The sequence below is a fragment of the Streptomyces sp. bgisy159 genome (assembly GCF_057707805.1).
The window spans coordinates 201,920-227,778 of sequence record NZ_JBYIQX010000005.1; the positions used below are offsets into that span (position 1 = coordinate 201,920).

A 25,859-nucleotide genomic window follows, 5' to 3' on the forward strand; every position below is an offset into this window, starting at 1 on the left:
GTGTGCCGCCACCGGAGATGTCCGGTGGCGGCACGTCGTGTTCGGGGCGGGGAGCGGGCGCGGGGCGTGTTCGGGGCGGGGAGAGGGCGCGGGAGGGGATGGGGCGTGTTCGGGGTGGGGGCCGGTGGCGGGGGTGCGGTGGCGGGTGCGAGGGCATCGGTGTGCGGGGCGCCCCCTGGTGTGGGGTCGCCCCGTCGTGTGGGTGGTTCCGGGGTGCGGGTGGGTGGTTGGGTGACCGTGTCGGGTGGTGGCCGCGTCGTGCCGGTGACGTCCGGGTGCGGGGCGCCGCGAGCCACCGGGATCGCGGGACGCGAGCCGGGGCTCGGGACGGAATCGCCGGTCAGCCTTCCGTGGCCAGGGTCAGCCCGGCGCCGAGGGCCTCGCGGTCGGGCCAGGCGGCGTACTCGCGCCGCCAGTACATCAGGGGGCCGTGGGTCCGCAGCGCGTCGCCGCCGACGATGGTGCCGATGACGACGGTGTGGTCGCCGGCGGCGATGGCCGAGTCCAGCCGGCACTCGGCGTAGGCGACGGTGTGGTCCGGCAGCCAGGGCAGACCGAGCGAGTCGGTGGGCCGCCAGTCGACGGCGGCGAAGCGGTCCGCGTCGCGGGCGGCGAAGTGGGCGGAGACCCATTCGCGGTTGGCCCGCAGCATGTTGACGGCGAAGGCGCCGGCGCCCAGCATCTCCCGCAGGACCCGGCTGCCGCTGTTGACGCACACCAGCAGCAGGGGCGGGTCCTGGGACACGCTGCACGCCGCGCTACAGGTGAAGCCGCACGGGGCGCCGTCGGCGTCCACGGTGGTGACCACGGTCACGCCGGTGGGCAGCGCCCCCATGACGGCGCGGAAGGTGTCGGCGTCGACGGGAACGGCCGGGCCGTTCGGGCGGTGCTGGACAGCCATGGGACATCCTCGTTTCCGGAGTGCTACAGGGCGGGGGCGGAGGCGCGGCGGGCTGCGGGACGCGGGGGCAGGGGGAGGCGGGGGTGCGGGGCGCGGGCGCGGACGTCGGCCGCGAGGATCTCCTGGTGCAGCTGCCACAGTTCCGGTGAGGGCTCCAGTCCGAGCTCACGCCGCAGCAGGTCGCGGACCTTCTGGTAGGCGTGCAGGGCCTCGCTGCGCCGTCCGGAGCGGTGCAGGGCCGTGATGAGCTGGCCGTGGAACCACTCGTTGAGCGGGTGCGCGGTGACCAGGGAGCGCAGATCGGCGATGAGTTCCCGGTGGTTGCCCAGGTGCATCTCGGACCGGACACGCAGTTCCTGGGCCGCTATATGGCGCTCCTCCAGGTTCACCACATAGCCGTGCAGTACGTTTCCGCACTCGACGCCGGCCAGCGGGGAACCCGTCCACAGGGCGAGTGCCTCTTTCGCGTAGCGGGCGGTGGTCCGGAAGTCCTCGGCCGTCGCGGAAACCTGTGCGCCGGCCATGAGCGAGTCGAACGCGGTGATGTCGAGGGAGCTTTCCTCCACCTGGAGGACGTAGCCCGGCGCGGCGGTCCTGACGATCTCCTCCGCCTTTTCCGGGCCGACCGCGCGTGCCAGTGACTTACGCAGGTGGTAGACGTACGTCTGCGTGGTGGTGACCGCGGTCTGCGGTGACTTCTCGCCCCAGAGTTCCTCGATGAAGGCGTCGAGCGGGACGACCTGATTCGCCCTCAGCAGAAGAAGTGCTAAAACCTTCTTCACCTTCGGGGCGCGGGGGGTGTATATGTGCTGATCGTGCGTCACTTCCAGTGGGCCGAGAAGCTTGTATTTCACTCAGCTGTCCTTCCGGTGGAAATTGCCGGTTGCTCGACGAGCACTGGCCAGAACTTTATGGCTTGTCTAGATCACCAGCAATGGAGCCTTCTGAAGGTTGGCCTCGGTGGGCCGGGCGGATCAACGGCGATGTAACTTTCGATGTAGCGGGACGGAAGGAAATCACCACGTTTGGTGAGATGTGCCCGACTCGGGAAACTGGCTGGAATGACGCCCTCCGCAACTTCGGCCCGCGGCGTCCCTCGTCCGGCGCTGGATCACCCCTAGGACCGCCGGTGCGACGGTGTGCGCTCCGTCCACGTTCGAGCGACGCAGGGGAGTGCCATGCCGATCGCCCTGCCGGTGACCCCCATCCCGGCCCACTCGCTGCTGGTGTTCCTCCTCCAGGCCGGACTGCTCGTCCTGCTGGCCCTGGTGCTCGGCCGGCTGGCCGTGCGCTGCCGGCTGCCCGCCGTGGTGGGGGAACTGTCCGTCGGCGTGCTGCTGGGGCCGACGGTGCTCTCCCACGCCTGCCCCGCGCTGTCGGACTGGCTGCTGCCGCAGCGCGCCGACCAGTTCCACCTGCTGGACGCGGTCGGGCAGTTGGGCGTCCTGCTGCTGGTCGGCGTCACCGGGATGGAGCTCGACCTCGGACTGGTCCGGCGCCGGCGGCGCACCGCGCTCGGTATCAGCGTGACCGGGCTGGCGCTGCCGCTCGGACTGGGCTTCCTGGCCGGCTGGTACGCGCCGGGCTCCTTCGTCGGCGAGGCGGTGCGGGAGCGCTACGTCTTCGCCCTCTTCCTCGGCGTGGCGCTGTGCGTCAGCGCGATACCGGTCATCACCAAGACGCTGGCCGACATGAACCTGCTGCACCGCAACGTCGGTCAGCTGACCCTGGCGGCGGGCGTGATCGACGACGTCGTCGGCTGGATCCTGCTGTCGGTCGTCTCGGCCGCGGCGACCACCGGTGTCCGGGGCGGGGCGGTGGCCGCCTCGCTGCTGTGGCTGGTCGTGGTGGTGGGCGCGGCGGCGACGGTGGGGCGCCGGCTGGTGGGCGCCGCCATGCGGGCCGCCGAGCGCGGCCGGGCGCCGGGCTCGCCCGTCGCCGTGGCGGTCGCGACGGTCCTGCTGTGCGGGGCGGCGACCCAGGCGGCCGGGCTGGAGGCGGTGTTCGGAGCGTTCCTGGCCGGCCTGCTGCTGCGGCCGTCCGGGGCGGCGCAGTACGCGCGGCTGGCGCCGGTGCGCTCGTTCGTGATGAGTGTGCTGGCGCCGCTGTTCTTCGCCACGGCGGGGCTGCGGGTGGACCTCTCGGCGCTGGGGCGCCCCGCGGTGCTGGGAGCGGCCCTGGCGGTGCTGGGGCTCGCCGTGGCGGGGAAGTTCGTCGGGGCCTTCCTGGGGGCCCGGTTCAGCCGGCTCAGCGGGTGGGAGGCGCTGGCGGTGGGCGCGGGCATGAACGCGCGCGGGGTGATCGAGATCGTCGTGGCGTCGGTCGGGCTGCGGCTCGGGGTGCTGACGACGCAGTCGTACACCGTGGTCGTGCTGGTGGCGGTCGCCACGTCGGTGATGGCCCCGCCGGTGCTGCGCCTGGCGACCAACCGCATCGAGCACACGGCGGAGGAAGCCCTCAGGGCGCGCGTCACCGAGCGGACCCGCGGCGACGAGACCCAGATGGACCCGGCCTGACCCTCGCCGGGGCCCGACCCGTGGACGACGTCGTCCCGGCCGAGCCTGCCCCCGGGACACGCGCTTCCGCGAGCGCGGTCGCGGCCCGGGCGGGCTGCGGTGCTCCCGGTGGTGGGCGGGGCGCGGTGCCGTCCCCCTCGGCCCCGCGGCCGGTCAGCCCGTGAGCAGCGCCGACACCGTGGAGCGGATGTGCTCCCGCAGTACGTCCGTGCTCAGGTCCTCGTAGAACGACGTGTACATCACCAGCGGGCCCATCATCGCCCCGAACGCGCACCCCAGCCGGATGCGGTCGGCCGGCGGCAGTGAGGGGTCGGCGAACAGTCTGCCCAGCGGCTCGCCCTGCGCCTCGATCTGCGGGCCGAGCACCGGATCGTCGGCGAACAGCTTCTGGAAGGCGTCGTCGTTGCGGTCCCAGACCATGAACAACTGCCGGTTGGCCAGGGCGATCTCGATGATCTGGTCGAACGCGCGCTGCCAGGCCGCCGCGTCCTTCCCGGCCACCGCCAGGCGGTCCGCGATCCCGCCGTTGACCTCCATGATCTGTTCGACGATGGAGCGCGCGATGTCCTCCTTCGTCCGGAAGTGGTAGTAGATCGCGGCCTTGCTCACGTTCAGCCGTTCCGCGATCTCGCGCAGCGAGGTGCCGCCGTATCCCTGGGTGGTGAACAGTTCCCGGGCCACCGCGAGCAGCCGGTCGCGGGTGTTGGCGGCCGGTTCCTTCCTGCTGACCTGGTCCTTCACTGTCTGGCTGGCCATGTCGACAGACGTCTCCTTGACGATCGGCTAGTGCTTGGCTTACCGTTTGGCAAGTGACCGCTGGCCGCTCTACCAAGTCGGAACTTGCCGCTAGGGCCAATTATCCGCTGAACAGTAGCAAGTAGGAATCCACGCGCGGTCGCGCCGGACCGGCTCCGCCGGTCGCATCCCCCTGACCACTGTGCGATGAGGAGAGGACCGTGTCGGTTTCCGTCGGAGGTGACACCGCCATCAGCGTCAAGGGCCTCGTGAAGCGGTTCGGTGACTACGAGGCCCTCAAGGGCGTCGATCTGGACGTGCCCACGGGCTCCGTCGTCGGCGTCCTCGGCCCGAACGGTGCGGGCAAGACCACGACCGTCCGAGTGCTCACGACGCTGCTGCGGCCCGACGCCGGCCAGGTGCTGGTCGCGGGTCACGACGTGCTCAAGAACCCGGGCGGGGTGCGCCGCGCCATCGGGCTCACGGGCCAGTACGCCGCGCTGGACGAGTTCCAGAGCGGCCGCGACAACCTGGTCATGATCGGCCGCCTGGCCGGGCTGCCCCGGCGCGCCGCCCGTGACCGTGCCGAGGAGCTGCTGGAGGAGTTCGACCTGGTCGAGGCCTCCGTCCGCCCCGTGAAGGGGTACTCGGGCGGTATGCGGCGCCGGCTCGACCTGGCCGCGAGCCTGGTCGCCCGCCCCCGCATCCTGTTCCTGGACGAGCCCACCACCGGCCTGGACCCGCGCAGCCGCAACGTCATGTGGGACGTCATCCGCGACCTGGTGGCCGACGGGACGACGCTCTTCCTGACCACCCAGTACCTGGAGGAGGCCGACCAGCTGGCCGACCAGATCGTGGTGATCGACCGCGGCCGGACCGTCGCCAAGGGCACCCCCCGCGAGCTCAAGTCCGTTCTCGGCGGCGCCCAGTTGGAGGTCGTGGTGTCGGCCGGCAGCGATCCGGCCGCCGCCGCGCTCGTCCTCGGCCAGTTCGGCACCGGTCCGGCCACCATCGACTCCGCGACCCGTCACGTGCAGGTGCCGGTGGCCACCCGCGCCCGGCTGGCCACCGATGTCGTCCAGGCGCTGCACGTCTCCGGGATCGACCTGGACGACTGCTCGGTACGGCGCCCCTCCCTGGACGACGTCTTCCTCGCGCTGACCGGTCACTCGACCCTCGGCGAGGACCGGGTGGCGTTCGAGAGCGACACCGTCGTCCAGGCCGGCTGACCCCGCACCGCAGCATTGGAGAACACGAGATGACCACCCTCACGGTTGCCCCCGGAAGGGGCACCGGCGCCGGGCCGCACCCGGTCGCCCGGATCAGCCAGGTGCTCGGCGACACCGTCGTCCTCGCCCGCCGCAATCTGGCGCGGACGCTGAGCGAGCCGGAGTCCCTGATCGACGTGACGCTCACCCCCGTGGTGTTCACGCTGCTCTTCGCCTACGTGGTGGGCGGCGCCATCGCGCTGCCCGACGGGGTCAGCTACCACGACTACCTGATCCCCGGCATGTTCGCGATGACCATGGCCTCGGCCTCCACCGGCACCGCGACCGCCGTCAACCACGACATGGCGAACGGCATCATCGACCGGTTCCGCTCGCTGCCGATGTCCCGGGCCGGGGTGCTGGCCGGGCAGAGCCTCGCGGACCTGCTGACCACCGTCATCGCCGTCGTCGTGCTCGCCGCGACCGGCCTCGCCATCGGCTGGCGCATCCACACGGACGCCGCGCACGCGGTCGAGGGCTTCGCCCTCATCCTGCTCTTCGCCTACGCCCTCAACTGGGGCATGGCCTGCCTCGGCATGGTCTTCCGCAGCGCCGAGGGCGTCCAGCAGTTCGGGGTGCTGATGATGCTCGGACTGACCTTCGTCTCCAGCGCCTTCGTCCCCACCGAGGGCATGCCGGCCTGGCTGCGCGAGGTGGCCAACTGGAACCCGCTCAGCGCGCTGTCCGCGGCGATCCGGGAACTCTTCGGGAACCCCAACCCGGCGAGCGGCGTCCACGCCTGGCCGCTGCAGCACCCGGTGCTCGCCACCACCGTCTACTCCGTCGCGATGATCGTGCTCTTCGCCCCGCTCGCCGTACGGCTCTACCGGACCCGCACCGCAAAGTAGTCAATTCAAGCGAACACAGACCCCTCTCATCTTTGAGCGGGGTCTGCCGGTTATTCCCCGACGATCGCACTCGGCGCGGAGGGGCTAATTCCGCATGCCCTCACCGCCCGGAAACGGTCTTCATTGCCCAACCTTTACTCCAGGAAACGGAGGTGTCCGATAGGATGCGTCAGTAATGGCCTATCTGCACATGTTGGCGCTCCGCTCGATCGGTTAACGTCCCGGCATTGTTCGAGTCGTACTCACGGGGGTTCAACGGATGTCGTCGAAGCAGATCCGGATACTTCTGGTCGATCATCAGACGCTGCTCAGAGAGTCGCTCGGCGCGCTGCTCGCCGCCGAGCGGGACCTGGTGCTGGTCGGGTGTGTCGCCGGCGCCGACGAGGCGGTCGCCCTGGCGGGGCGGACCCAGCCGGAGATCGTCATCTTCGACGCCGACCGGCCGGAGCGGGTCAAGGAGGTGTACCTGCGACTGCGCCAGGCCGCCCGCGACTCCCGCTTCCTGGTGCTCAGCTCGCACGACCACCCCGCTCTGCTGCAGGAACTGCTGGCCGTCGGGGTCAGCGGATATCTGACCAAGACCGTGACCGTGCTGGAACTGGTCACGGCCATCCGCACGGTCGCCGCGCGCGACGGGCGGGTGGTCCTCTCGGTGGCCCGCTCCAGTATCGAGGGACTCGGCCGGGCGGAGGACGACGGGGGGCTGTCCCAGCGGGAGAAGGAGATCCTCAGGCGCATCGCGGACGGTCTGAGCAACGGGCAGATAGCCCGTCGGCTCGCCATTTCCGAAGGCACCGTCAAACGCCATGTGCACAGCATCTTCGTCAAGCTCGGAGCGGTCTCCCGAATTGATGCGGTGAATAAATACACGGGCACTCTGTCCGGGCGTGTGAAGCTCTACGAGCCCGCCTCCTGAAAGGCGTCGGGCAATTCGTCCGATCGGCTGAAATCATCTCTGTACGCCTATAGATGACTCCTTTACCTTGCGCCTATGGCCCAGAGTCGATATCGGAGTAAATATCGCCCGGAATTCGATGGGATCAGAGCACTCGCCGTGCTGGGCGTGCTCTTCTACCACGTCGGACTCGTGCCCTGGGGATGGGTCGGCGTCCCTCTCTTCTTCGTCCTGAGCGGGCACTTCGTCACCCGCACGCTGCTCAAGGACCCGGCCGCGACCCGCACCCGGCGGGCCCGCGGCTTCGCCCGCAACCGGCTGCTCCGCCTGGCCCCGCTCCACCTGGCGTTCTGCGCGGTGCTGACCGTGCTGGCCGCCGTCCACTACGGCGACGGATCGATCGGGCGCAATCTGCCCTACCTGTGGACGTGGACCTTCGATCTGACGACCATGGCGCACGATTTCCGGCCCACCTCGATGCAGCTCTACACCCACATGTGGTCGCTCGCCGTCGAGGTGCAGGCCTACGTCCTGTGGGCCCTGCTGGCGCTGCTGCTGCCGCGCCGGTGGCTGGTGCGCACGCTCGTCGTCCTGGCACTGGCCGGTCCGGTGCTGCGGGTGGCGCTGTGGCTGGTGCTGACCGGGACCGGCCATCCGCCGGAGCTCCGGCCGGTGACCCTCTACACCTCGCCGGTGACGTACGCCGACGCCTTCGCGGCCGGGGCGCTGACCGCGCTCGACGAGGTACGGGCGCGGCTGCGCACGGTCGCACGCGTGATGCCGGCGCTGTTCGCCGCGGTGACCGCCGGCCTGGCGGTGCACGCCCTGGCCGACGGCCGGGGCCTGCCCGGCGACCTCGGCTTCCCGATCCTGCTGGCCGACCGCTACGGCTGGGTCTGGCAGTACACCCTGCTCGCCTGGGTCTTCGCGGCGGCCGTCCTCCTGGTCCACGACCGCCCCGCGTCGGACGCCGGCCTGCTCGGCCGGGCCCCGCTGGTGCGCGTCGGCGTGATCTCCTACGGCGTCTACGTCGTCCACGTGCCTCTGCTCGGCGTGGTCCAGCGGGTCCGCGGCGGTGAGGACGTCCCCTGGAGCACGGCGGGCCTGCTGGTCGCGGTCACCGTCCTGGGCGCGGCCCTGCTGCTCGCCGAAGCCAGCTACCGTCACCTGGAGCACCCCTTCCTCCGGCGGAAACGCGACGGCCTCCTCTCGCCCCCGGCACCGTGACCCCGGCGGTCGCCCACGGCCCGCAGGCCCCGCGCCCCCGGGACAGGGGTGCGGGGCCGGGCGGCCGACGGGGTCAGACGCGGACCTCGTCCGGGGTCCCGCCGCCGCCCGGGGCGGCGGCGGGGGCGTCGGGCACCGGGAAGCCGGCCTCCAGGTCGGGCAGGCGGCGCAGCAGAGCGGGCACGTGCCAGTTGCGTTCGCCCAGCAGGACCATCACGGCCGGGAGCAGCATGCCGCGGATGACGGTGGCGTCGATGAGCACCGCGATCGCCAGACCGAGGCCCATCTGCTTCATGCCCTGCAGGGACAGGGTGCCGAAGATCGCGAAGACACCCACCATGATGACCGCCGCGCTGGTCACCACGCCCGCGGTGGTGGAGATGCCGTGCGAGATCGCGTCGCGGGTGGTCATGCCGCGCAGCCGGGCCTCGCGGATCCGGGAGACGACGAAGACGTGGTAGTCCATGCTCAGCCCGAACAGGATGACGAACAGGAACAGCGGCAGCCACGACTCGATGGCCCCGACGCCCTCCGCCCCGATGAGCGACGCCCCCCAGCCCTTCTGGAAGACGGCGGTCAGGATCCCGTAGGCGGCGCCCACCGACAGCAGGTTCAGCACCGTGGAGGTCAGCGCGATCAGCGGCGAGCGGAAGGACAGCAGCATCAGCAGGAAGGCGAAGACGACCACGAAGACGAGCACCGGCGGCACGCTGGAGGACAGCTTGTCGGCGAAGTCCTTGGAGGCCGCGACCGATCCGCCGATGGGCGCCTCCACCCCGTCGACGGTCCCGAGGGTCGCCGGGCGGACCTCGTCGCGCAGCACCTCCAGGCTCTTCTCGCTGCGCGCCTGGGTGTCACCGACCAGCGGCACCTCGATGACCGCCAGGTTCTGCTCCTGGTGCACGGTCACCCGGACCGGCCCGTCCGAGGCACCGGAACTCACCGCCCGGGTACGGAAGTCGGCGATCGCCCGGCTCACCCCGGCGTCGGTGATGTCGGCCGCGCTCACCACCACCTCGGCGGGTTCGGGCCCGCCCGGGAAGGTGGCGTTGATGTCCTCGTAGGCCCGCACCAGGGCGTTGTCACCGAGTTCCTGCTTGAGGGTCAGCTCCGCCGGGTGCAACGCGGTCGCGGGCACCGCCAGCGCGATCAGCGCGCCGGCGCCGACCAGCAGGGAGAGCTTCGGGCGGTGCAGCACCGCACCGAGGATGGCGCGCCACACCCGGCTCTCGCCGTCCGGGTCGCGCGGGGTCCTGCGGCGCAGCGGCAGCCTGCCCTTCTCGACGCGGTCGCCGAGCAGCGACAGCAGGGCGGGCAGCACGGTCACCGAGCCGATCATGGCCACCGCCACCACCAGCAGTGTGGCCAGCCCCATCCCCTCGAACTCCACCATGCCGGTGAGGAACATGCCGGCCATCGCGACGATCACGGTGCTGCCGGAGACCAGGATGGCCCGCCCGGAGGTGGCGGAGGCGATCGCCAGGGCGGTCTGCGCATCCCGCCCCCGGGCCCGCTCCTCGCGCTCGCGGCGCAGGTAGAACAGGCAGTAGTCGACGCCGACGGCCATGCCGACCAGCAGCATCACGATGCCGGAGCTGTCGCTCATCGGCACGGCGTGGCTGGCCAGCGCGATCAGTCCGGTGGTGGCGACCACCGCGGTCAGCGAGAGGATCACCGGCAGCACGGCCGCGACCAGCGCGCCGAAGGCGATGAACAGGATGCCGATGGCGAGCGGCACCACCGAGTACTCGGCCCGCGCGAAGTCGTCGTTGAAGGCGTCGCCGATGGCCTTGTCCGCGCTCGCGGCGCCGAACTGCTCGACCTGGACGTCCGGGTGGCGGTCCGCGGCCTGGCGCACGGCGGTGAGTACGGGCCCGACCCGGTCCCCGGCGGTCGCCGGGTCGCCCTCCACCGCGAACTGGACGAGGGCGGCGTGGCCGTCCTTGGAGAGCGCCCGGGTGTCGTACGGCGAGCGGATGTCCGTCACCCGCCCGGTGCCCCGCAGCGAGGTGATGACGTCGTCGACCGCGCCGCGCGCCGCCGGGTCGGTGACCGGGCCGTCGGTGCGGACCAGGACGGTCTCCAGCGCGGGGTCCGCCACGCCCGCGTCGTGCAGGGTCTTGACGACCCGTCCGGCCTCGCCGGGCAGGGTGTCGTGGTCGGCCGCGTCGATCTGGCCCACCGCGCCTCCGACGATCACGGAGATCACGGCGAACAGCAGCCAGGCGCCCACGGCCGTCCAGCGGTGCCGGGCGCTCCAGACGCCCATGCGGCCGGCGATGCCGTGCGGGTGGACGGCCGGTGGTGCTGCGGTGCGGCCCGTGGGCCCGGTCTGGCGTTGTCCGCGTGCTTGCGCCACGGTTCCGCCCCCTTCGGGTGGTTGAGGTGGTGACCAGCTGAGCGCTGGCGGGAAGGGCTACGCAGACACGCGGGGTCGGCCGCCCGCCGCTGTCTTATTGGCAAGTAGCTACTTGCCAATAGGTAAGCAGGCTGCTGTACGATCGTCAAGTGAGCAATTGCGTCAGCGCCTCCTGGAAGAACGGCAGGTCGTCACCGGCGCGGGGCGGCAGCAACGGCACCACCCGGCTGTGCCGTCCGCGCACCCGCGGATGCCGGCGGGCCAGCATCGACAGCCCCTGTCCGGGGCCCGTCTCCACCAGCGTGAAGTCCCCCTCGGCCAGAAGGTTGTCCAGCGCCGGCCAGAACAGCACCGGCGCGGCCAGCTGGTGGGCCCAGAAGGCCGCCTCGACGGCTTCGGCCGCGCTCACCGGCCGCCCCGTACGGGTCGACCACACGGGTACCGCCGGCGGCCGCAGCGCCACCCCGGCGAACGCCGACTCGAACACATAGGCCGCCTCGGCGATCGCCGGACTGTGGAACGCCTGCCGGGCGGGCACCCGACGGGCCGCCAACCGGGCCTCCTTGAGCGTCTGCTCGACCTCGCTGAGGTGCGGTTCCAGACCGCTCAGCACGGTCTGCGCGGGCGCGTTCACCGCCCCGACGGCCACCCCGCCCGCCGCGCCCGCCGTGAGCAGCGGCGCCAGCTGGGCCGGCCCGGCCGCCACCGCCACCATGCCCCCGGGCCCGGTGCCGGCCATCGCCGCGGAGCGGGCGGACATCAGCCAGCCCGCCTCCGCGAGATCGAACACCCCGGCGAGCGCCGCCGCCGCCAGCTCCCCGACGCTGTGCCCGAGCAGCACGGCGGGCCGTACCCCCCGGTCGAGCAGCGTGCGGCCGATGGCGTACCCCACGGCGAACAGCAGCGGCTGGGCGCGCGAGGCGTCGTCGAGCGGCACGCGCGGGTGGTCGCTCAGCCAGTCCCGCCGCAGTTCCTCGCCCTCGGCGCCCATCGCGGCGAAGAACTCGTCCAGTACGGCGGTGAACACCGGTTCCTTCTCGTAGAGCCCGGCGGCCATGCCGGGCTGCTGCGCCCCCTGCCCGGGCAGCAGCAGGGCGACGGGACGGGCGGGGACGGCGGGGGTGGCGGGATCGGGGGACGGCATGAGAACTCCTCAGGGCGGTGGACGGACATGCCTCGCCGCCCGCACGGACGTCCGTACGGGCGGCGAGGGCGTTCGGGGAGGGCCGTTGGGCCGGACGGGCCCGGTGACTGCCGCCGGAGCGGTGCCGCCGGGCGCGGTCTTGTCAGGCGGGCACGGTCGACTCGAAGAGGTGCAGGTAGGAGTTGACCGGGCGGATCGAGTCGACCCGCAGGCCGGCCTCGGTCATCAGCGCCGCCAGACCGTCCTTGGTGTGCTTCTTGCCGCCGACGTTCAGCAGGAGCAGCAGGTCCATGGCGGTGGTGAACTTCATCTCCGGACTGCCGTCCACCAGGTTCTCGATCACCAGCACCCGGGCACCGGGGCGGGCCGCGGCCACCGCGTTGCGCAGGGCGGTCACCGTGCTGCGGTCGTCCCACTCCAGGATGTTCTTGAAGATGTAGACGTCCGCCCGGACCGGTATCTCCTTCAGGCAGTCACCCGGCAGCAGCCGGGCGCGCTCCGCCAGCGTGCCGCCCGCCGCCAGCCGGGCGTCGGGCTGCGCCACCACGTCGGGCAGGTCGAGCAGGGTGCCGTGCAGCCCCGGGTGCTTCTCCATCAGGGTGGCCAGGACAAGGCCCTGACCGCCCGCGATGTCGGCGACGCTGCTCACCCCGGTCAGGTCCAGCTGCTCGGCGATGGCCCGCGCCGACAGCCGGCTGGACTGGGTCATCGCCTTGTCGAAGACCTCCGAGGAACGCGGCGCCCGGCTGTGCAGGTAGGAGAAGAACTCCTCGCCGTGCAGCGAGGTGAACACGCCCTTGCCGGTGCGGACCGCCTCCTCCAGGTGGGCCCACACCTCCCACGTCCACGGCTCGGTCGCCCAGACGACGTTGTACTTGATGCTGTGCTCGGCGTCCTCGCGCAGCAGCCGGGACTCCGCGGTGTGCACATAGGTGCCCTCGGCGGTCTCGGCGAAGACGCCGTACGTCGTCAGCGAACGCAGCAGACGCACCAGCGCCTCCTCGTCCGCGCCGACGGCGGCGGCCAGTTCGGCCGCCGAGGCGGGCTCCTCGCCCAGCGCCTCGGGCAGCCCGAGCAGGGCGGCGGCGCGCACGGAGGCGGCGCAGGCGGCGCTGTGCGCGAGCTCCCTGAGCCGCATCACCGGGCCCGGTACGGCGGTGGTCGCATCGGTCATGACAGTTTCCTTCCGTTTCCTTCCGTCCAGTGATGCGGGGGCACGGGCGGACCGGCCGGCGAGGGGGAGGCGCCGGCCGGCCCGCCCGCGCGGTCAGGCGTCCGTCGCCGCCTGCCGCTCGCCGACCAGGCGGTAGGGGCCGGGCTCGGCCTGGGCGAGCTTCATGACCTCCATCACCGGGCCGCGGAAGCCCTCGCCGCCGATGGCCTGCTGGTGCGCGGCGGCGTCGGCCCACTCCGCGGTCTCGACGTAGACCGCCGGGTCCTTGACGGACCGGTACAGGCGGTAGGAGCGGAAGCCGGGCTGCCCGGCCATGTAGTCGGTGATCTTGCCGAGCAGCCGCTCGAACTCCTCCGGGTCGCCGGTCACGGTGAAGCGGTTCACGAAGTGGTGCATGACGGTGGTCCTCTCCTCGGTGGGTGCCGCTGGCGCGGTCGTGGACGGGTCGGGCAGATAGGGGGACGCGGCGGTGGTCGCGGGCCGCGTGCGCAGTTCCTCGCGCAGCTCCTGGCGGAGCACCTTGCCGGTCGGGGACCGGGGGATCCGGTCGGTGAGGTCGAGGTGCTCCAGGTGCTCGTAGTACGGCAGGCCGGCGTTGACCTCGGCGGCCAGCGCGGCCGGGTCCGTGCCCCGGGCGCCCTCGGCGAGCACCACGAACCCGTGGGCGACGGCCCCGCTGAACGGATGGGGGCGGTCGATCACGGCGCAGTCGGCCACCGCCGGGTGCCGCAGCAGCACCCGCTCGATCTCGGTCGGCGACACCAGCCAGTTGTCCCGCTTGAAGACGTCCTTGAGCCGGTCGACGACGTACAGCCGGCCTTCCTCGTCGAGCCGGCCGATGTCCCCGGTGGCGAACCAGCCGTCGGCGTCGGTGTCGTCGGACAGCTCACGGCCCAGGTAGCCCTTCATCAGCTGCGGGCCGCGGACCTGGATCTCGCCCTTCTCGCCCACCGGGCACACCCGGCGCGAGTCCACGTCGACGATCCTGCACTCCGTGCCGGCCACCGGCGGTCCCGACGAGCCGGGCCGGGGCGCCGCCAGGACGTCGAAGTGGGTGGACGGCGAGGTCTCCTGCAGCCCGTAGCCCTGGGCCACGGGCACCCTGAAGTGCTCGCCGAGCGCCCGCACCGCGGTCAGCGGCAGGGCGGAACCGCCGGAGAGCACCGCCCGCAGCGAGGGACAGGCCAGTTCCGGCAGCCGGGGGTGCACGGCCAGCCGGGCCAGCCGCACCGGCAGGCTGTAGAAGTGCGTGGCCCCGGCCCGGGCGGCGGCCTCCAGCGCGTCGGCCGGGTCGGGCTCGGCGCACAGCACCAGCGTGGAGCCCGTGGACACCGTGATGGTCAGGTGCATCAGGTGGAACGTCGGCAGGTAGTTGAACACCACCGACCCGGTGTCCACCCCGTGCGCCCACGCCGACTGGGCGGCGTTGACCACCAGGTTGCGGTGGCTCAGCAGCACCGCCTTGGGCGGGCCCGTCGTACCGCTGGTGAACTGGACGCAGGCGACGGCCTCGGGATCGTCGTCCGGGGGCGGCAGCGGTGCCCCGGCGGGCAGTTCGCCGAGCGCCGGCGGGCCGTCCGGGCCGGCACCGTCCGGGCGGTGGGTGGGCACGAGGTGCCGCAGCTCGGGCAGCCGGGCCCGGACCGCCGTCAGCCGGTCCGACAGCTCCGGGGGCGCCAGGACGGCCCGCGCCGCGCTGATGCCCAGCACATGGGCCAGGCCGTCCTCCCGCAGCAGGGGGTTGACCAGGGCCGGCACGTGACCCGCGCGCAGGACGCCGAAGAAGGCGGGCGCGAAGTACCGGTCCAGGGTGGTGGTCAGCGCCACGACGCTCCGCTCCCCGCCGAGCAGCGCGCGCAGGCCGACGGCGTACCGCTCGACGAGCCGTTCCAGCTCCGCGTAGGTGACGGTCTCGTCCCCCACTCGGACGGCGGGGTGCCCCGGCGCGGCCGCGGCGGCCCTGCGCAGCAGGTCGTCGACCCGGGGGCCGCCGATGAGGCCGGCGAGGGAGTCGAGCGGGGCGCCGACGGCCACCCCGTCACGCGGCGGTCCACCGGCCGTCATGAGAGCACCCCTTCGGCCTCCGTACGAGCACGGGCGTCTGACGTCCGACCGGGGGCGCCGGTCGTCCGTGCCCCGGCCGTCTGACGGGCGGTCACAGGGGCCTGGATTCCGGGTATGCGCGTCCGCCGCGCCGTCACCAGCGCCTGCGTTCCGGGCGCGGTCACCCGCACCGCAGTCACGAGTGGCACACGCGTCTGCCGCGCCGTCACGAGCGGGGCAGGTCGTCGCGGTACACCTGGCGGCGGCGCACCAGCAGCCGGCCGTCCTGGCGCACCAGCAGGTCCTCACAGGCGCAGCTGAGTTCCAGCTCCGCCCTGCCGCCCTGCCGGGTGGCGAGGACCTGCGCGTACGACAGGGCCGTCACCGTGCCGTCGGCGTTCGGGGTGACCTCCAGCATGCCCAGCCAGTGCCGGCGCTGGACGCCCTGCTCGGCGAGCTTGCGGGTGGCCTCCGTGGCGCCCCGCAGGATCGCCGGCCGGCCCTCCTGCGGCCGGGGGTGGGCGTTGGCGCTGAACACCCCGTCCACGGTGAAGGTCTCGGCCCACTCCGCGACGTGTCCCTCGTCGAGGCTGCGCATCTGCTTGGCGTAGAAGTGCAGGACTTCCTGGTACAGCGCGCTGTCCTGGGCGCTGTCCGCGAGCGGCGCTGACAACGGCATGCCAGGCCCCCTTTCGATCATGGTGGCGTGGTGTCCAGCAGAGGCTGGCAGCCGGTCGTCCAGAACCGTTGGAGACCCGTTCGCCTGCCCGTCCACACCGCCCGGGGCCCTCGAAGCATCCTCGGCCGCCGTTCGAAGCGGGTCCGGAAGGCTGCCCGGGACCCCCGACGGAGGAGGACGACATGACCCCTGCACCTGCCCCGGACCCGACGGAGTCGGCCCGGCCGCCCCGGGTCGCCCTGGTGACCGGCGGGACCAGCGGCATCGGACTGGCCGTGGTGGAACGGCTCGCCCGGCGCGGCATCCCGGTGTTCCTGTGCGCGCGGACCCAGGAGAACGTGGCCGCGACCGTCAAGGAACTGCGCGCCCAGGGACTGGAGGTCGACGGCGCGGCCGCGGACGTACGGTCCACCGCGTCGGTGCGGGACCTCGTCCGGGCCGCCGTCGACCGCTACGGACCGGTGACCGTCCTGGTCAACAACGCCGGCCGCAGCGGCGGCGGCCGCACCTCGCGGATCGCCGACGAGCTGTGGGACGACGTGATCGAGACCAACCTGTCCAGCGTCTTCAAGGTCACCCGCGAGGTGCTGGCGCACGGCGGCCTGGAGGGCTGCGGGGACGGGCGGATCATCAGCATCGCCTCCACCGGCGGCAAGCAGGGCGTCCCCTTCGGCGCCCCCTACTCGGCGGCCAAGGGCGGGGTGATCAGCTTCACCAAGGCGCTGGCCAAGGAGCTCGCCACCTCCGGGATCACCGTCAACGCGGTCTGCCCCGGCTACGTGGAGACCCCCATGGCGGTCCGGGTCCGCGAGTCCTACGCCGGTACCCGGCAGATCTCCGAGGAGGAGGTGCTCGCCGAGTTCCAGGCCAAGATCCCGATGGGCCGCTACTCCACCCCCGAAGAGGTGGCCGGCCTCGTCGACTACCTGGTCACAGACACCGCCGCCAGCATCACCGCTCAGGCCCTCAACGTCTGCGGCGGCCTCGGCATCTTCTGACCCCGGCCGACCGGGAGAAAGGCAAGGCTGAGCAATGCTGCGCACCGGAACCCACCGGACCACGCACCACATCGACGTCGACGCGCCCGCCGACACCGTCTACCGGATCATCGCGGACGTCACCGCCTGGCCCGTCCGTTTCGCCCCCACCATCCACGTCGAACGCCTCGAAGGGACCGACCCCGCGCTGCCGGGCAGCGAGCGCATCCGCATCTGGGCCACCGCCGGCGGCGAGGCCAAGTGCTGGACCTCGCGCCGGGAACTGGAGCCGGGCCCGCGCCGGATCCGGTTCCGCCAGGAGGTCTCCTCCCCGCCGGTGGCGTCGATGAGCGGCGAGTGGACCGTGACGGCCGGTGAGACGCCCGGCACCGCACGGCTCACCCTGCTGCACACCTACAGCGCCGTCGACGACGACCCGGCCGGCCTGGAGTGGATCGACCGGGCCACCGACCGCAACAGCAAGGCCGAGCTCGCCAACATCAAGGCGCTCGCCGAGAGTGCCGAGGACGACGCCGACCTCGTCTTCGACTTCGCCGACTCGACCCTGGTGCGCGGCGACGCCGAGACCGTCTACCGGTTCCTGCACGAGGCCGCCGCCTGGCCGGACCGGCTCCCGCACGTCTCCCGGATGCGGCTGCGCGAGGACACCGAGAACGTGCAGTGGATGGTGATGGACACCGTCACCAAGGACGGCTCCGCGCACACCACCGAGTCGGTCCGCCTCTGCTTCCCCGACCGGCGGCGCATCGTCTACAAGCAGCACGTCACACCCCCGCTGATGCACGCCCACATCGGCGAGTGGACCGTGACGTCCGGCGCCGACGGCGTCACCGCCACCTCCTGGCACCGCGTCCGGCTCAACCCCGACGCCATCACCCGGGTGCTCGGTCCCGACGCCACCCGCGCCTCGGCCCGGGAGTTCGTACGGCGGGCCGTCGGCGGCAACAGCGCGGCCACCCTCGCCCTGGCCAAGGCGTTCGCGGAGACCCGCCATGAGTGACGCCCCGCACGGCGGCCCCGCCGGCCCCGATGCCGGCCGAAGCGGGATCGACGCGCTCGTCGTCGGCGCCGGCCCCGTCGGTCTGACCGCCGCCCACGAACTGGTCCGCCGCGGGGTGCGGGTCAGGGTCGTGGACCGCGCCCCGGGACCGGCCGCCACCAGCCGTGCCCTCGCCGTGCACGCCCGCACCCTGGAGATCTGCGAGCAGATGGGCGTCCTGGACGCGCTCCTGCCGCGCGGCCGCCGGGTCGAGCACTTCACCCTGCACCTGCGCGGACGCACCCTGATCCGGTTCGACACCGACTACTCCGCCATGCCCACCCGCTACCCCTTCAGCCTCATGGTCGACCAGGTGATCACCGAGCGGGTGCTGCGCGAACGGCTCGCCCGGCTCGGCGTGCGGGTCGAGTGGGGGGTCGCCCTGGACTCCTTCACGCCGCACGACGACCGGGTGACCGTACGCCTGACCGCCGCCGGCGGCCGGGTGGAGACCCTCGACGTGCCCTGGCTGGTCGGCACCGACGGCGCGCACAGCACCGTCCGCAAGCGCCTCGGCCTGAAGCTGCTCGGCGACGCCACCGAGACCTGGCTCAACGCCGACGTGGAGATGGACGCCGGCCTGCCCGGCGACAGCAACCACCTGGTGCACACCGGCCGCGGCACCCTGCTGCTGGTGCCCTTCCCGCAGCCCGGCAAGTGGCGGGTGGTCGACACCCAGGACATCGACCAGGCCGACGACCCGGAGGCGGTCAGGGCCCGGCTGGAGCGGAAGGTCTCCGCCGCGCTGCGCCGACCGGTGACGGTGTCCACACCCACCTGGATCTCCGTGTTCACCGTGCAGCAGCGGATGATCGGCAGCATGCGGGTGGGCCGCTGCTTCGTCGCCGGCGACGCCGCCCACGTGCACAGCCCGGCCTCCGGACAGGGCATGAACGCCGGAATGCAGGACGCCTACAACCTGGCGTGGAAGCTCGCCGACGTGATCCGCGGCCACGCCGAGGAGCGGCTCCTGGACAGCTACAGCGCCGAACGCGTGCCCATCGGCGAACGGCTCCTCGGCTCCACCCGGATCGCCACCGCCCTGGTCGCCCTGCGCAACGCCCTCGGCCCCGTGCTGCTGCCCGTCGGCCTCGGGTTGGTGCGCCGCGTCACCCCGCTCAAGCGCAAGCTGGAGCGCAAGATGATCCGCGGCTTCTGCGGACTCGCCGTCGAGTACCCGGACAGCCCGCTCAGCCTCGGCGGCGACACCGCGAACAGCGGCAGCGGCGGCCCCGGCATCCGTCCCGGCCAGCGCGTGGGCTGCACCGCCGAGGACCGCCGTACGCACCCCGGCTGGCGGGACCTGTGCGAGGAGCTGCACGACCCCCGCTGGACCCTGCTGGTGCCGGCCGGCCCCGAACCCGGGGCCACGCGCGACCTGCTCACCCACCTCGAACTCGCCCACGGTGCCGCCGTGTCGGTCCGCGCCCTGTGCGACACCGCCCACGACCGGGCCGGCCCCCGCCCCCTGTCCGACCCGGACGGGGCGCTGCGCCGTGCCCTCGGGCTCGGACCCGACGACTTCGCGCTCGTCCGGCCCGACGGCCACCTCGCCGCGAAGGGCCCGGTGGCCGCCGGGAGCGGGCCCGCCGACGCGCTGCGGGCCGTCGGGCTGACCGCGCGGGACGACGAGACCCACCCCTTCGCCGAAGCGACGACCCGTTGAGACGACCTGTCAAGGCGACCCGACCAGACGACCGTTGACGAACCGCCAAGGAGCCAGCGATGTCCCAGACCCAGCAGGACCCCTACCGCAAGCTGCTCGCCGAACGCAGCGGCGGCCGCGGGGTGCTGGTCACCCTCAAGCGTGACGGCCGCCCCCAGCTGTCCAACGTGGGCTACAGCTACGACCCGGCGACGGACATCCTCCGCGTCGCCACCACCGCGGACCGGGCCAAGGCCCGCAACGCCCGCCGCGACCCGCGGGTCTGCTTCCACGTGACCACCGAGGACATGTTCGCCTACGGGGTGTTCGAGGGCACCGCCTCCGTCTCCGAGGTGGCCGCCGACCCGTACGACGAGGTGGTGGACGAACTCGTCGAGATGTACCGCGCCACCCAGGGCGAGCACCCCGACTGGGACGAGTTCCGGCGCACCAAGGTCAAGGACCAGCGGCTGGTGCTCCGGATGAGTGTCGAGCGGTCCTACGGCTTCATCTTCCAGAAGGGCTGACGATGACGGCCCTCCCGGCACCCGCCGTCACCCGGCAGAGCCTCCTGGAGACCCTCCAGGCGTTCAAACGCACCAGCCTGCTCCGGGCCGCCGTCGACCTCGGTGTCTTCGACGCGCTCGCCGCCGGCCCCCTGGCCGAGGAACCGCTCGCCCGGGCCGTCGGCGCCGACACCCGCGCCCTGCGGGTCCTGCTCGGTGCCCTCGCCGCCACCGGACTGCTCACCCGCGACGGCACCCGGTACGCCCTGCCCCCCGGCGCCGCCGACCTGCTGGTCAGCACCAGCCCCCAGTACGCCGGACACGCGGTGCGCGTCAACGTCAGCGACTGGGAGTGGGAGGCGATGCGCGACCTCGCCGCCGTGGTCCGCAAGGGCGGCACCCTGCTCGACCCGGACGCCACCGGGCCCGGCTTCACCTACTGGCGGGACTTCGCCGCCGACGGCACCTTCGTCACCCGTGCCGCCGCCGCGGCGCTGGTGGCGGAGACCCGGGAGTGGGCCGCCGCCCGGGACCGGCCGAAGGTGCTCGACGCCGGCTGCGGACACGCCCTGTTCGGGCTGGAGTTCGCCCGGCTCCACCCCACCGCCGAGCTGCACGCGCTCGACTGGCCGGACGTCCTGGAGCAGGCGCGCGGCCACGCCGAGCGGACCGGGCTCGCCGACCGCACCTCCTTCCTGCCGGGCGACGTCTTCACCGCCCCGCTCGACGGACCGTACGACCTGGTGATCGTCGCCAACCTGCTGCCGATGTTCTCTCCGGAGCGCGGCACCGAGCTGCTGCGCCGGCTGGCCGGCGTCCTGCGGCCCGGCGGCCGGCTGGTGACCGTCGGCTTCGCCGTCGACGGCGGCCCGCCCGCCGAGGAGCACGCGGCGCACCTGCTGTCGCTGCTGATGCTGCTGTGCACCCCCGGCGGCGAGGCGCACTCCACCGAGACGACCCGGCGGATGCTCGCCGGTGCCGGGCTCGCGGAGGTCTCCACCCGCCGCGTCGACCCGCTGCCGGTCCGCCTGCTGACCGCCGAACCCCTCGTGACCAGCCCTGCCGCCGCACCGGAAGGAACGACGCCATGAAGTACGCACCGCTGGGCCGCAGCGGCCTGATGGTGAGCCGGATCGTCTACGGGAACGCCATCACCCACGGCGACCAGGTCGACGAGTCCGTCGCCCGGGAGTGTGTGCGGGCCGCCCTCGACAGCGGCATCACCACCTTCGACACCGCCGACCTGTACGCCCGGGGCGCCGCGGAGGAGATCCTCGGCCGGGCCCTGGCCGGGGTGCGCCGGGAGGAGGTGGTGGTGTGCACCAAGGCGGGCCGGTGGGCGCGGCCCGGCGACCCGAACTCCGGGCGGCTGTCGCGCAAGCACCTCGTCGAGTCGCTGAACGCCTCCCTGCGCCGCCTCGGCATGGACCACGTCGACCTCTACCAGGCCCACCGGTACGACGCCGACACCCCGCTGGAGGAGACGGTCGCGGCCTTCGCCGACATCGTGCGGTCCGGCAAGGCGCACTACGTCGGCGTCTCCGAGTGGCCCGCCGACCGCATCCGGGCCGCCGCCGAACTGGCCCGCGAGCTGCGGGTGCCGCTCGTCGCCAACCAGCCGCAGTACTCGATCCTGTGGCGGGTAGTCGAGGCCGAGGTGCTGCCCGCGAGCCAGGAGGCCGGGGTCGGCCAGATCGTGTGGATGCCGCTCGCCGGGGGTGCGCTCACCGGGAAGTACCTGCCGGGCAAGCCGCTGCCCGCCGGCAGCCGGGCCGGCGCCTCGCAGGGCGGCGCGAAGTCCATCGGCCGCTGGGACTACCTCAACGAGAAGGTCCTCGCCGCCGTCGCCGACCTGCGGCCCCTGGCCGCCGAGGCCGGGCTGACGCTGCCCCAGATGGCCGTCGCCTGGGTGCTGGGCCGGCCCGGCGTGAGCGCCACGGTGATGGGCGCCTCCCGCCCCGAACAGCTCCGGGAGAACGTCGCGGCGGTCGACGTCACCCTGGACGCGGAACTGCTGCGCCGCATCGACGCCGTGGTCGCGCCCGTGGTGCGCAGCGACCCCTCGCTCACCCTGGACCCGCTCGGTCCGGCCGCGCGGCTGTGACGGGGGAGCCGGGATGAGTTTCACGGACAAGGAGATCGCCTACCTCACCTCCCAGCCGTTCGGACGGCTGGCCACGGTGGGCGCCGCCGGTGACCCGCACGTGGTCCCGGTGGGCCTGCACTACAACCCCGAGCTGGGGACGATCGACATCGGTGGCATCGGCCTCGGCCGGAGCCGCAAGTACCGGGACGCGCGGGCACGGCCCCGGGTCGCCATCGTCGTCGACGACCTCGACCCGGACGACCCGACGGCACCGCGCGGCATCGAGATCCGCGGCACCGCCGAGGCGCTCGCGCGGGGCGGCCGGGCGCTGGGCGGCCCGGTGGCCGACGAGCTGATCCGGATCACGCCGACGCGCATCGTCTCCTGGGGCATCGAGGAGCACTGGCAGGCCGGCCCGTTCGCGCGGTCCGTCCCGGCCGCCGACCGACCGACCGAGGGTTCCCACAGCCGAACCGAGGAGTCCCACGACCGAGGAGAGAGCCCCATGGACGAACTGACGCACGAGATCACCGCGGCGGCCCCCGCCCGGCTGCTCTACGACCTGGTCGCCGACGTCGTGGCGGCGCCGCGGTACTTCCCCACCCACTTGCACGCGGAGGTCGTCGGCGAGCCCGCCGGGAACCGGGACCTGGTGGCGCGCTGGGTGATCGACAACGGAGCGGTCCGCGGCTGGCGGCTGTGGCGCACCCAGGACACCGACAACCTCGTCATCGCCTTCGAGCACGAGACGCCCAAGCCGCCGCTGAGCGCGATGCGCGGCGAGTGGCGGTTCGAGGAGACCGCCGGCGGCACCCGCATCCGGGTCCGCCACAGCTTCGGGCTCGCGCCCGGCACCGACCCGGCCGCCGCCGGCAAGGTCGCGGCGCAGCTCGACGGCAACGTGCCCCGGCAGCTGGCGCAGATCGCCGAACTGGCGGGGCGGATCGACGCCTTGCGGGCGGCGACCGTCACCGACGAGCAGTCCGTCCGGATCGCCGCGCCGCGCGCCGAGGTGGAGTCCCGGGCGGCCGGCCTCCTCACGGAGGACGCCGGCTGGATCCACGTCACGCCCTCCGAGGGCCACCTGGTCCTCAAACAGCACACCGGCCTCGCCCCCCACCTGCACTCCGCCACCGGCTCCTGCCACTTCACCGAGGAGGCGGGCGGCACGACGGTCCGCCTGCGCCGCACCCTGACGCTCACCCCGGAGGCGACCCCGGAGGACATCGCCACGGCCCGCAAACAGCTGCACACCGACCTGCACGCACAGCTCACCGCCCTGACCGCCCTCATCCCGGCCCCCTGACCGCCCGCCCCTCCCGGCCACCGCCGGGACCGGCACGGGCTCGGCCCCGGATCCGCGAGGGATCCGGGGCCGAGCTTGTGTCCGCGCCGTGCCTCAGGAGCGCTTGGCGGCCACGACCACCGTGTCGTTGCCCTTGGCCAGCCGGGTGGAGGACAGGAAGGTGAAACCCGCCTTCTCCAGCCAGGTGCGGCACTCCGGGACCGTGTACTCCGAGCCCCCCGGCGTGATCAGCCCGACGTTCAGGCTGCCGATGAGGCTGCGCAGGTCGGGGGCCGTCTCGTCGAGCATCTGGTCGTAGACGACGACCGCGCCCCCGGGCGGCAGCACCGCGTGCGCCCGCTCCAGCAGCTCCTGCCGGCCCGCCTCCGCCCAGTCGTGCAGCACGTGCCCGAAGACCAGGACGTCGGCCGACGGCAGCGCGTCCGCGAAGAAGTCGCCCGGGTGGAACACCACCCGGTCGGCCAGGCCGAGTTCGGCCATGTACTCGTCGAAGAACGGTCGCACCGCGGGCAGTTCGAACACCCCGCCCCGCAGGTGCGCATGGCGCCGCACCAGGTGCGCGGCCACGTTGCCCCGCGCCCCGCCGACGTCGACGAACGAGGAGTACGCCGACCAGTCCACCGCGTCGGCCAGCTGCGGTCCCACCACACCGTTGTTGGCGTCCATGTGGACCAGGAAGTTGCGCGTCGCCTCGGGGTTGGCGTACAGCGCCGCGAACGCGTCACCGCCGGTCCCCGCCTTCGGCTCGCCGTCCCGCAGCGCCTCGGTGAGCCGGCCCCAGGTGTGGTAGTGCCGCTGCGCGGCGGTCCTGATCCGGGCGCCCAGGTACAGCGGCCCCCCGGGCACCAGGAACTGCTCGGCCTCTGGCACGATCCGGAACTCCGCGCCGACGCGCTCGATCAGCCCGAGCGCGGCCACCGCGTGCAGGAAGTCGCGCATCAGCCGCGGGTGCAGCCGCAGCCGCGTACAGATCTCGCCCTGGCTCAGCGGCCCCTCGGCGAGCAGGTCGAACAGCCCCACCTCGACCGCGCTGTGCAGGATTCGGGCCTCCGCGTACGAGGCGCTCAGCCGGGCGAGCGCGGGTGCGCTGAGGGGCGGCCGGGCCCCGGTGTCGCTGATGGTCATGGGTGTCCTCGCATCCCTGTGGAGTTCGGATGACGGCCCATGGTCGCGGGCGCCGTTCAAGGGATCGTCGAGGTGACGGAGAGCGTCCTGACAGATCCCGACACGCGTGCGAGCGCGGCTCGATCGGGCATGGCTAGTTTTCCGGTGACCGGATCACCCCCTCCCGTCGGCGGGAGGCCGAGTCCCGACAGGAGACCGCCATGCCTGGACGCCTGTTCACATCCGAGTCCGTGACCGAGGGCCACCCGGACAAGATCGCCGACCAGATCAGCGACACCGTCCTCGACGCCCTGCTGCGCGCGGACCCCGCCTCCCGGGTCGCCGTGGAGACCCTGATCACCACCGGTCAGGTCCATGTGGCCGGCGAGGTCACCACCCGGGCGTACGCGCCGATCGCCCAGCTGGTGCGGGAGAAGATCCTGGAGATCGGCTACGACTCCTCGCTGAAGGGGTTCGACGGCGCCTCCTGCGGGGTCTCGGTGTCGATCGGCGCGCAGTCCCCGGACATCGCCCAGGGCGTGGACACCGGCGGCGCGGGCGACCAGGGGCTGATGTTCGGCTACGCCACCGACGAGACGCCCGAGCTGATGCCGCTGCCGATCCGCCTGGCCCACCGGCTCGCCGAGCGGCTCTCCCGGGTGCGCCGCGACGGCACCGTGCCCTACCTGCGGCCCGACGGCAAGACACAGGTCACCGTCGAGTACGAGGGGGAGCGCGCCGTCCGGCTGGACACCGTCGTGGTCTCCGCCCAGCACGCCGCGGACATCGACCTGGAGAACCTGCTGGCCCCCGACGTCCGGGAGTCCGTCGTGGCGCCGGAGCTGGCGGCGCTCGCCGGGGAGGGCATCAAGCTGGACACCGACGGCTACCGGCTGCTGGTGAACCCGACCGGCCGGTTCGAGGTCGGCGGCCCGATGGGCGACGCGGGCCTGACCGGCCGCAAGATCATCATCGACACCTACGGCGGCATGGCCCGCCACGGCGGCGGCGCCTTCTCCGGCAAGGACCCCTCCAAGGTGGACCGCTCCGCGGCGTACGCGATGCGCTGGGTCGCCAAGAACGTGGTGGCCGCGGGCCTGGCGGCGCGCTGCGAGGTGCAGGTGGCGTACGCGATCGGCAAGGCGGAGCCGGTCGGGCTGTTCGTGGAGACCTTCGGCACCGAGACGGTTCCGGTGGAGCGCGTCCAGCGGGCCGTCACCGAGGTGTTCGACCTGCGCCCGGCCGCCCTCATCCGCGACCTCGACCTGCTGCGCCCGATCTACGCCCGGACCGCCGCGTACGGCCACTTCGGCCGGGAACTGCCCGAGTTCACCTGGGAACGCACGGACCGCGCGGCGGACCTGCGCGGCGCGGCGGGAGCGTGAG

22 protein-coding genes are annotated in these 25,859 nt (G+C 73.0%); 13 read left to right on the top strand and 9 right to left on the bottom strand.

Annotation, left to right across the window (positions count from 1 at the left end; all coding sequences use genetic code 11):
• Nucleotides 1-340: 340 nt before the first annotated feature.
• Nucleotides 341-901, bottom strand: coding sequence for a flavin reductase family protein (locus AC3ET3_RS07920; RefSeq protein ID WP_432158436.1), 561 nt, complete (start codon nt 899-901; stop codon nt 341-343).
• Nucleotides 902-924: 23 nt separating this feature from the next.
• Nucleotides 925-1,755 carry an AfsR/SARP family transcriptional regulator gene (locus tag AC3ET3_RS07925; RefSeq protein WP_432158437.1) on the bottom strand — a complete coding sequence of 277 codons (831 nt, stop codon included), beginning with the start codon at nt 1,753-1,755 and terminating at the stop codon, nt 925-927.
• 324 nt (nt 1,756-2,079) lie between these two features.
• Here AC3ET3_RS07925 and AC3ET3_RS07930 point away from each other — a divergent pair, with 324 nt between their 5' ends.
• Nucleotides 2,080-3,417, top strand: coding sequence for a cation:proton antiporter (locus AC3ET3_RS07930; RefSeq protein ID WP_432158438.1), 1,338 nt, complete (start codon nt 2,080-2,082; stop codon nt 3,415-3,417).
• A 153-nt stretch (nt 3,418-3,570) separates the two neighbouring features.
• Here the strand turns inward: AC3ET3_RS07930 and AC3ET3_RS07935 are convergent, their stop codons facing one another.
• A complete protein-coding gene (locus AC3ET3_RS07935; RefSeq protein ID WP_432133084.1) occupies nt 3,571-4,173 on the bottom strand; it encodes a TetR/AcrR family transcriptional regulator in 603 nt (200 codons plus the stop codon).
• A 200-nt stretch (nt 4,174-4,373) separates the two neighbouring features.
• Between AC3ET3_RS07935 and AC3ET3_RS07940 the strand changes: the two genes are divergently transcribed.
• From AC3ET3_RS07940 to AC3ET3_RS07955, 4 genes are all read left to right on the top strand, one after another.
• The gene (locus AC3ET3_RS07940; protein WP_432133083.1) at nt 4,374-5,381 is read left to right on the top strand and encodes an ATP-binding cassette domain-containing protein; all 1,008 of its coding nucleotides are present in this window, start codon (nt 4,374-4,376) and stop codon (nt 5,379-5,381) included.
• A gap of 29 nt (nt 5,382-5,410) precedes the next feature.
• Nucleotides 5,411-6,268, top strand: a complete 858-nt coding sequence (locus AC3ET3_RS07945) for an ABC transporter permease (RefSeq protein WP_435611880.1) — start codon at nt 5,411-5,413, stop codon at nt 6,266-6,268.
• Between the two features lie 259 nt (nt 6,269-6,527).
• Nucleotides 6,528-7,184, top strand: coding sequence for a LuxR C-terminal-related transcriptional regulator (locus tag AC3ET3_RS07950; RefSeq protein WP_432158439.1), 657 nt, complete (start codon nt 6,528-6,530; stop codon nt 7,182-7,184).
• A gap of 75 nt (nt 7,185-7,259) precedes the next feature.
• A complete protein-coding gene (locus AC3ET3_RS07955) occupies nt 7,260-8,390 on the top strand; it encodes an acyltransferase family protein (RefSeq protein WP_432158440.1) in 1,131 nt (376 codons plus the stop codon).
• A 73-nt stretch (nt 8,391-8,463) separates the two neighbouring features.
• On the opposite strand, the gene AC3ET3_RS07960 is transcribed toward AC3ET3_RS07955, so the two are convergent.
• The 5 genes from AC3ET3_RS07960 to AC3ET3_RS07980 all read right to left on the bottom strand — a co-directional run bounded on the left by AC3ET3_RS07960 (nt 8,464) and on the right by AC3ET3_RS07980 (nt 15,789).
• Nucleotides 8,464-10,659, bottom strand: a complete 2,196-nt coding sequence (locus tag AC3ET3_RS07960) for an MMPL family transporter (protein ID WP_435611906.1) — start codon at nt 10,657-10,659, stop codon at nt 8,464-8,466.
• Nucleotides 10,660-10,894: 235 nt separating this feature from the next.
• Complete coding sequence (locus tag AC3ET3_RS07965; protein ID WP_432158441.1) at nt 10,895-11,893, bottom strand: acyltransferase domain-containing protein; 999 nt, start codon at nt 11,891-11,893, stop codon at nt 10,895-10,897.
• Between the two features lie 142 nt (nt 11,894-12,035).
• Nucleotides 12,036-13,067 (bottom strand): methyltransferase, encoded by a 1,032-nt coding sequence (locus tag AC3ET3_RS07970; RefSeq protein WP_432158442.1) that lies wholly within the window; start codon nt 13,065-13,067, stop codon nt 12,036-12,038.
• A 93-nt stretch (nt 13,068-13,160) separates the two neighbouring features.
• Entirely contained in the window at nt 13,161-15,131 is a 1,971-nt protein-coding gene (locus AC3ET3_RS07975) for an AMP-binding protein (RefSeq protein ID WP_432158443.1), read from the bottom strand.
• Nucleotides 15,132-15,336: 205 nt separating this feature from the next.
• Entirely contained in the window at nt 15,337-15,789 is a 453-nt protein-coding gene (locus AC3ET3_RS07980) for a nuclear transport factor 2 family protein (protein ID WP_432158444.1), read from the bottom strand.
• A 182-nt stretch (nt 15,790-15,971) separates the two neighbouring features.
• Here AC3ET3_RS07980 and AC3ET3_RS07985 point away from each other — a divergent pair, with 182 nt between their 5' ends.
• Genes AC3ET3_RS07985 through AC3ET3_RS08015 form a run of 7 tightly spaced genes read left to right on the top strand, consistent with a single transcriptional unit; the run spans nt 15,972 to nt 23,369 of the window.
• The gene (locus AC3ET3_RS07985) at nt 15,972-16,787 is read left to right on the top strand and encodes an SDR family NAD(P)-dependent oxidoreductase (protein WP_432158445.1); all 816 of its coding nucleotides are present in this window, start codon (nt 15,972-15,974) and stop codon (nt 16,785-16,787) included.
• A 34-nt stretch (nt 16,788-16,821) separates the two neighbouring features.
• Nucleotides 16,822-17,787, top strand: a complete 966-nt coding sequence (locus tag AC3ET3_RS07990) for an aromatase/cyclase (protein WP_432158446.1) — start codon at nt 16,822-16,824, stop codon at nt 17,785-17,787.
• A complete protein-coding gene (locus tag AC3ET3_RS07995) occupies nt 17,780-19,492 on the top strand; it encodes an FAD-dependent oxidoreductase (protein WP_435611881.1) in 1,713 nt (570 codons plus the stop codon). Before AC3ET3_RS07990 ends, AC3ET3_RS07995 begins: the two co-directional genes overlap by 8 nt.
• Before the next feature lie 59 nt (nt 19,493-19,551).
• On the top strand, nt 19,552-19,998 hold the full coding sequence (locus tag AC3ET3_RS08000) for a PPOX class F420-dependent oxidoreductase (protein ID WP_432158448.1): 447 nt from the start codon (nt 19,552-19,554) through the stop codon (nt 19,996-19,998).
• A 2-nt stretch (nt 19,999-20,000) separates the two neighbouring features.
• On the top strand, nt 20,001-21,068 hold the full coding sequence (locus tag AC3ET3_RS08005; protein WP_432158449.1) for a class I SAM-dependent methyltransferase: 1,068 nt from the start codon (nt 20,001-20,003) through the stop codon (nt 21,066-21,068).
• Nucleotides 21,065-22,081, top strand: a complete 1,017-nt coding sequence (locus AC3ET3_RS08010; protein WP_432158450.1) for an aldo/keto reductase family protein — start codon at nt 21,065-21,067, stop codon at nt 22,079-22,081. The genes AC3ET3_RS08005 and AC3ET3_RS08010 overlap by 4 nt, the downstream gene beginning before the upstream one ends.
• 13 nt (nt 22,082-22,094) lie before the next feature.
• Entirely contained in the window at nt 22,095-23,369 is a 1,275-nt protein-coding gene (locus AC3ET3_RS08015) for a PPOX class F420-dependent oxidoreductase (protein ID WP_435611882.1), read from the top strand.
• 93 nt (nt 23,370-23,462) lie between these two features.
• Here AC3ET3_RS08015 and AC3ET3_RS08020 read toward each other — a convergent pair whose 3' ends face one another.
• Entirely contained in the window at nt 23,463-24,494 is a 1,032-nt protein-coding gene (locus AC3ET3_RS08020) for a methyltransferase (protein WP_432158452.1), read from the bottom strand.
• Nucleotides 24,495-24,694: 200 nt separating this feature from the next.
• Here AC3ET3_RS08020 and metK point away from each other — a divergent pair, with 200 nt between their 5' ends.
• A complete protein-coding gene (gene metK, locus AC3ET3_RS08025; protein WP_435611883.1) occupies nt 24,695-25,858 on the top strand; it encodes a methionine adenosyltransferase in 1,164 nt (387 codons plus the stop codon).
• The last annotated feature ends 1 nt before the right edge of the window (nt 25,859 follow it).

Coding starts and splice junctions, on each gene's coding strand:
- AC3ET3_RS07980 (WP_432158444.1), bottom strand. CDS start 15,789: ATGCCGTTGTCAGCGCCGCTCGCGGACAGCGCCCAGGACAGCGCGCTG.
- AC3ET3_RS07990 (WP_432158446.1), top strand. CDS start 16,822: ATGCTGCGCACCGGAACCCACCGGACCACGCACCACATCGACGTCGAC.
- metK (WP_435611883.1), top strand. CDS start 24,695: ATGCCTGGACGCCTGTTCACATCCGAGTCCGTGACCGAGGGCCACCCG.
- AC3ET3_RS07995 (WP_435611881.1), top strand. CDS start 17,780: ATGAGTGACGCCCCGCACGGCGGCCCCGCCGGCCCCGATGCCGGCCGA.
- AC3ET3_RS07970 (WP_432158442.1), bottom strand. CDS start 13,067: ATGACCGATGCGACCACCGCCGTACCGGGCCCGGTGATGCGGCTCAGG.
- AC3ET3_RS08005 (WP_432158449.1), top strand. CDS start 20,001: ATGACGGCCCTCCCGGCACCCGCCGTCACCCGGCAGAGCCTCCTGGAG.
- AC3ET3_RS07985 (WP_432158445.1), top strand. CDS start 15,972: ATGACCCCTGCACCTGCCCCGGACCCGACGGAGTCGGCCCGGCCGCCC.
- AC3ET3_RS07960 (WP_435611906.1), bottom strand. CDS start 10,659: ATGGGCGTCTGGAGCGCCCGGCACCGCTGGACGGCCGTGGGCGCCTGG.
- AC3ET3_RS08015 (WP_435611882.1), top strand. CDS start 22,095: ATGAGTTTCACGGACAAGGAGATCGCCTACCTCACCTCCCAGCCGTTC.
- AC3ET3_RS07945 (WP_435611880.1), top strand. CDS start 5,411: ATGACCACCCTCACGGTTGCCCCCGGAAGGGGCACCGGCGCCGGGCCG.
- AC3ET3_RS07950 (WP_432158439.1), top strand. CDS start 6,528: ATGTCGTCGAAGCAGATCCGGATACTTCTGGTCGATCATCAGACGCTG.
- AC3ET3_RS08020 (WP_432158452.1), bottom strand. CDS start 24,494: ATGACCATCAGCGACACCGGGGCCCGGCCGCCCCTCAGCGCACCCGCG.
- AC3ET3_RS07965 (WP_432158441.1), bottom strand. CDS start 11,893: ATGCCGTCCCCCGATCCCGCCACCCCCGCCGTCCCCGCCCGTCCCGTC.
- AC3ET3_RS07930 (WP_432158438.1), top strand. CDS start 2,080: ATGCCGATCGCCCTGCCGGTGACCCCCATCCCGGCCCACTCGCTGCTG.
- AC3ET3_RS07955 (WP_432158440.1), top strand. CDS start 7,260: ATGGCCCAGAGTCGATATCGGAGTAAATATCGCCCGGAATTCGATGGG.
- AC3ET3_RS07920 (WP_432158436.1), bottom strand. CDS start 901: ATGGCTGTCCAGCACCGCCCGAACGGCCCGGCCGTTCCCGTCGACGCC.
- AC3ET3_RS08000 (WP_432158448.1), top strand. CDS start 19,552: ATGTCCCAGACCCAGCAGGACCCCTACCGCAAGCTGCTCGCCGAACGC.
- AC3ET3_RS07975 (WP_432158443.1), bottom strand. CDS start 15,131: ATGACGGCCGGTGGACCGCCGCGTGACGGGGTGGCCGTCGGCGCCCCG.
- AC3ET3_RS08010 (WP_432158450.1), top strand. CDS start 21,065: ATGAAGTACGCACCGCTGGGCCGCAGCGGCCTGATGGTGAGCCGGATC.
- AC3ET3_RS07935 (WP_432133084.1), bottom strand. CDS start 4,173: ATGGCCAGCCAGACAGTGAAGGACCAGGTCAGCAGGAAGGAACCGGCC.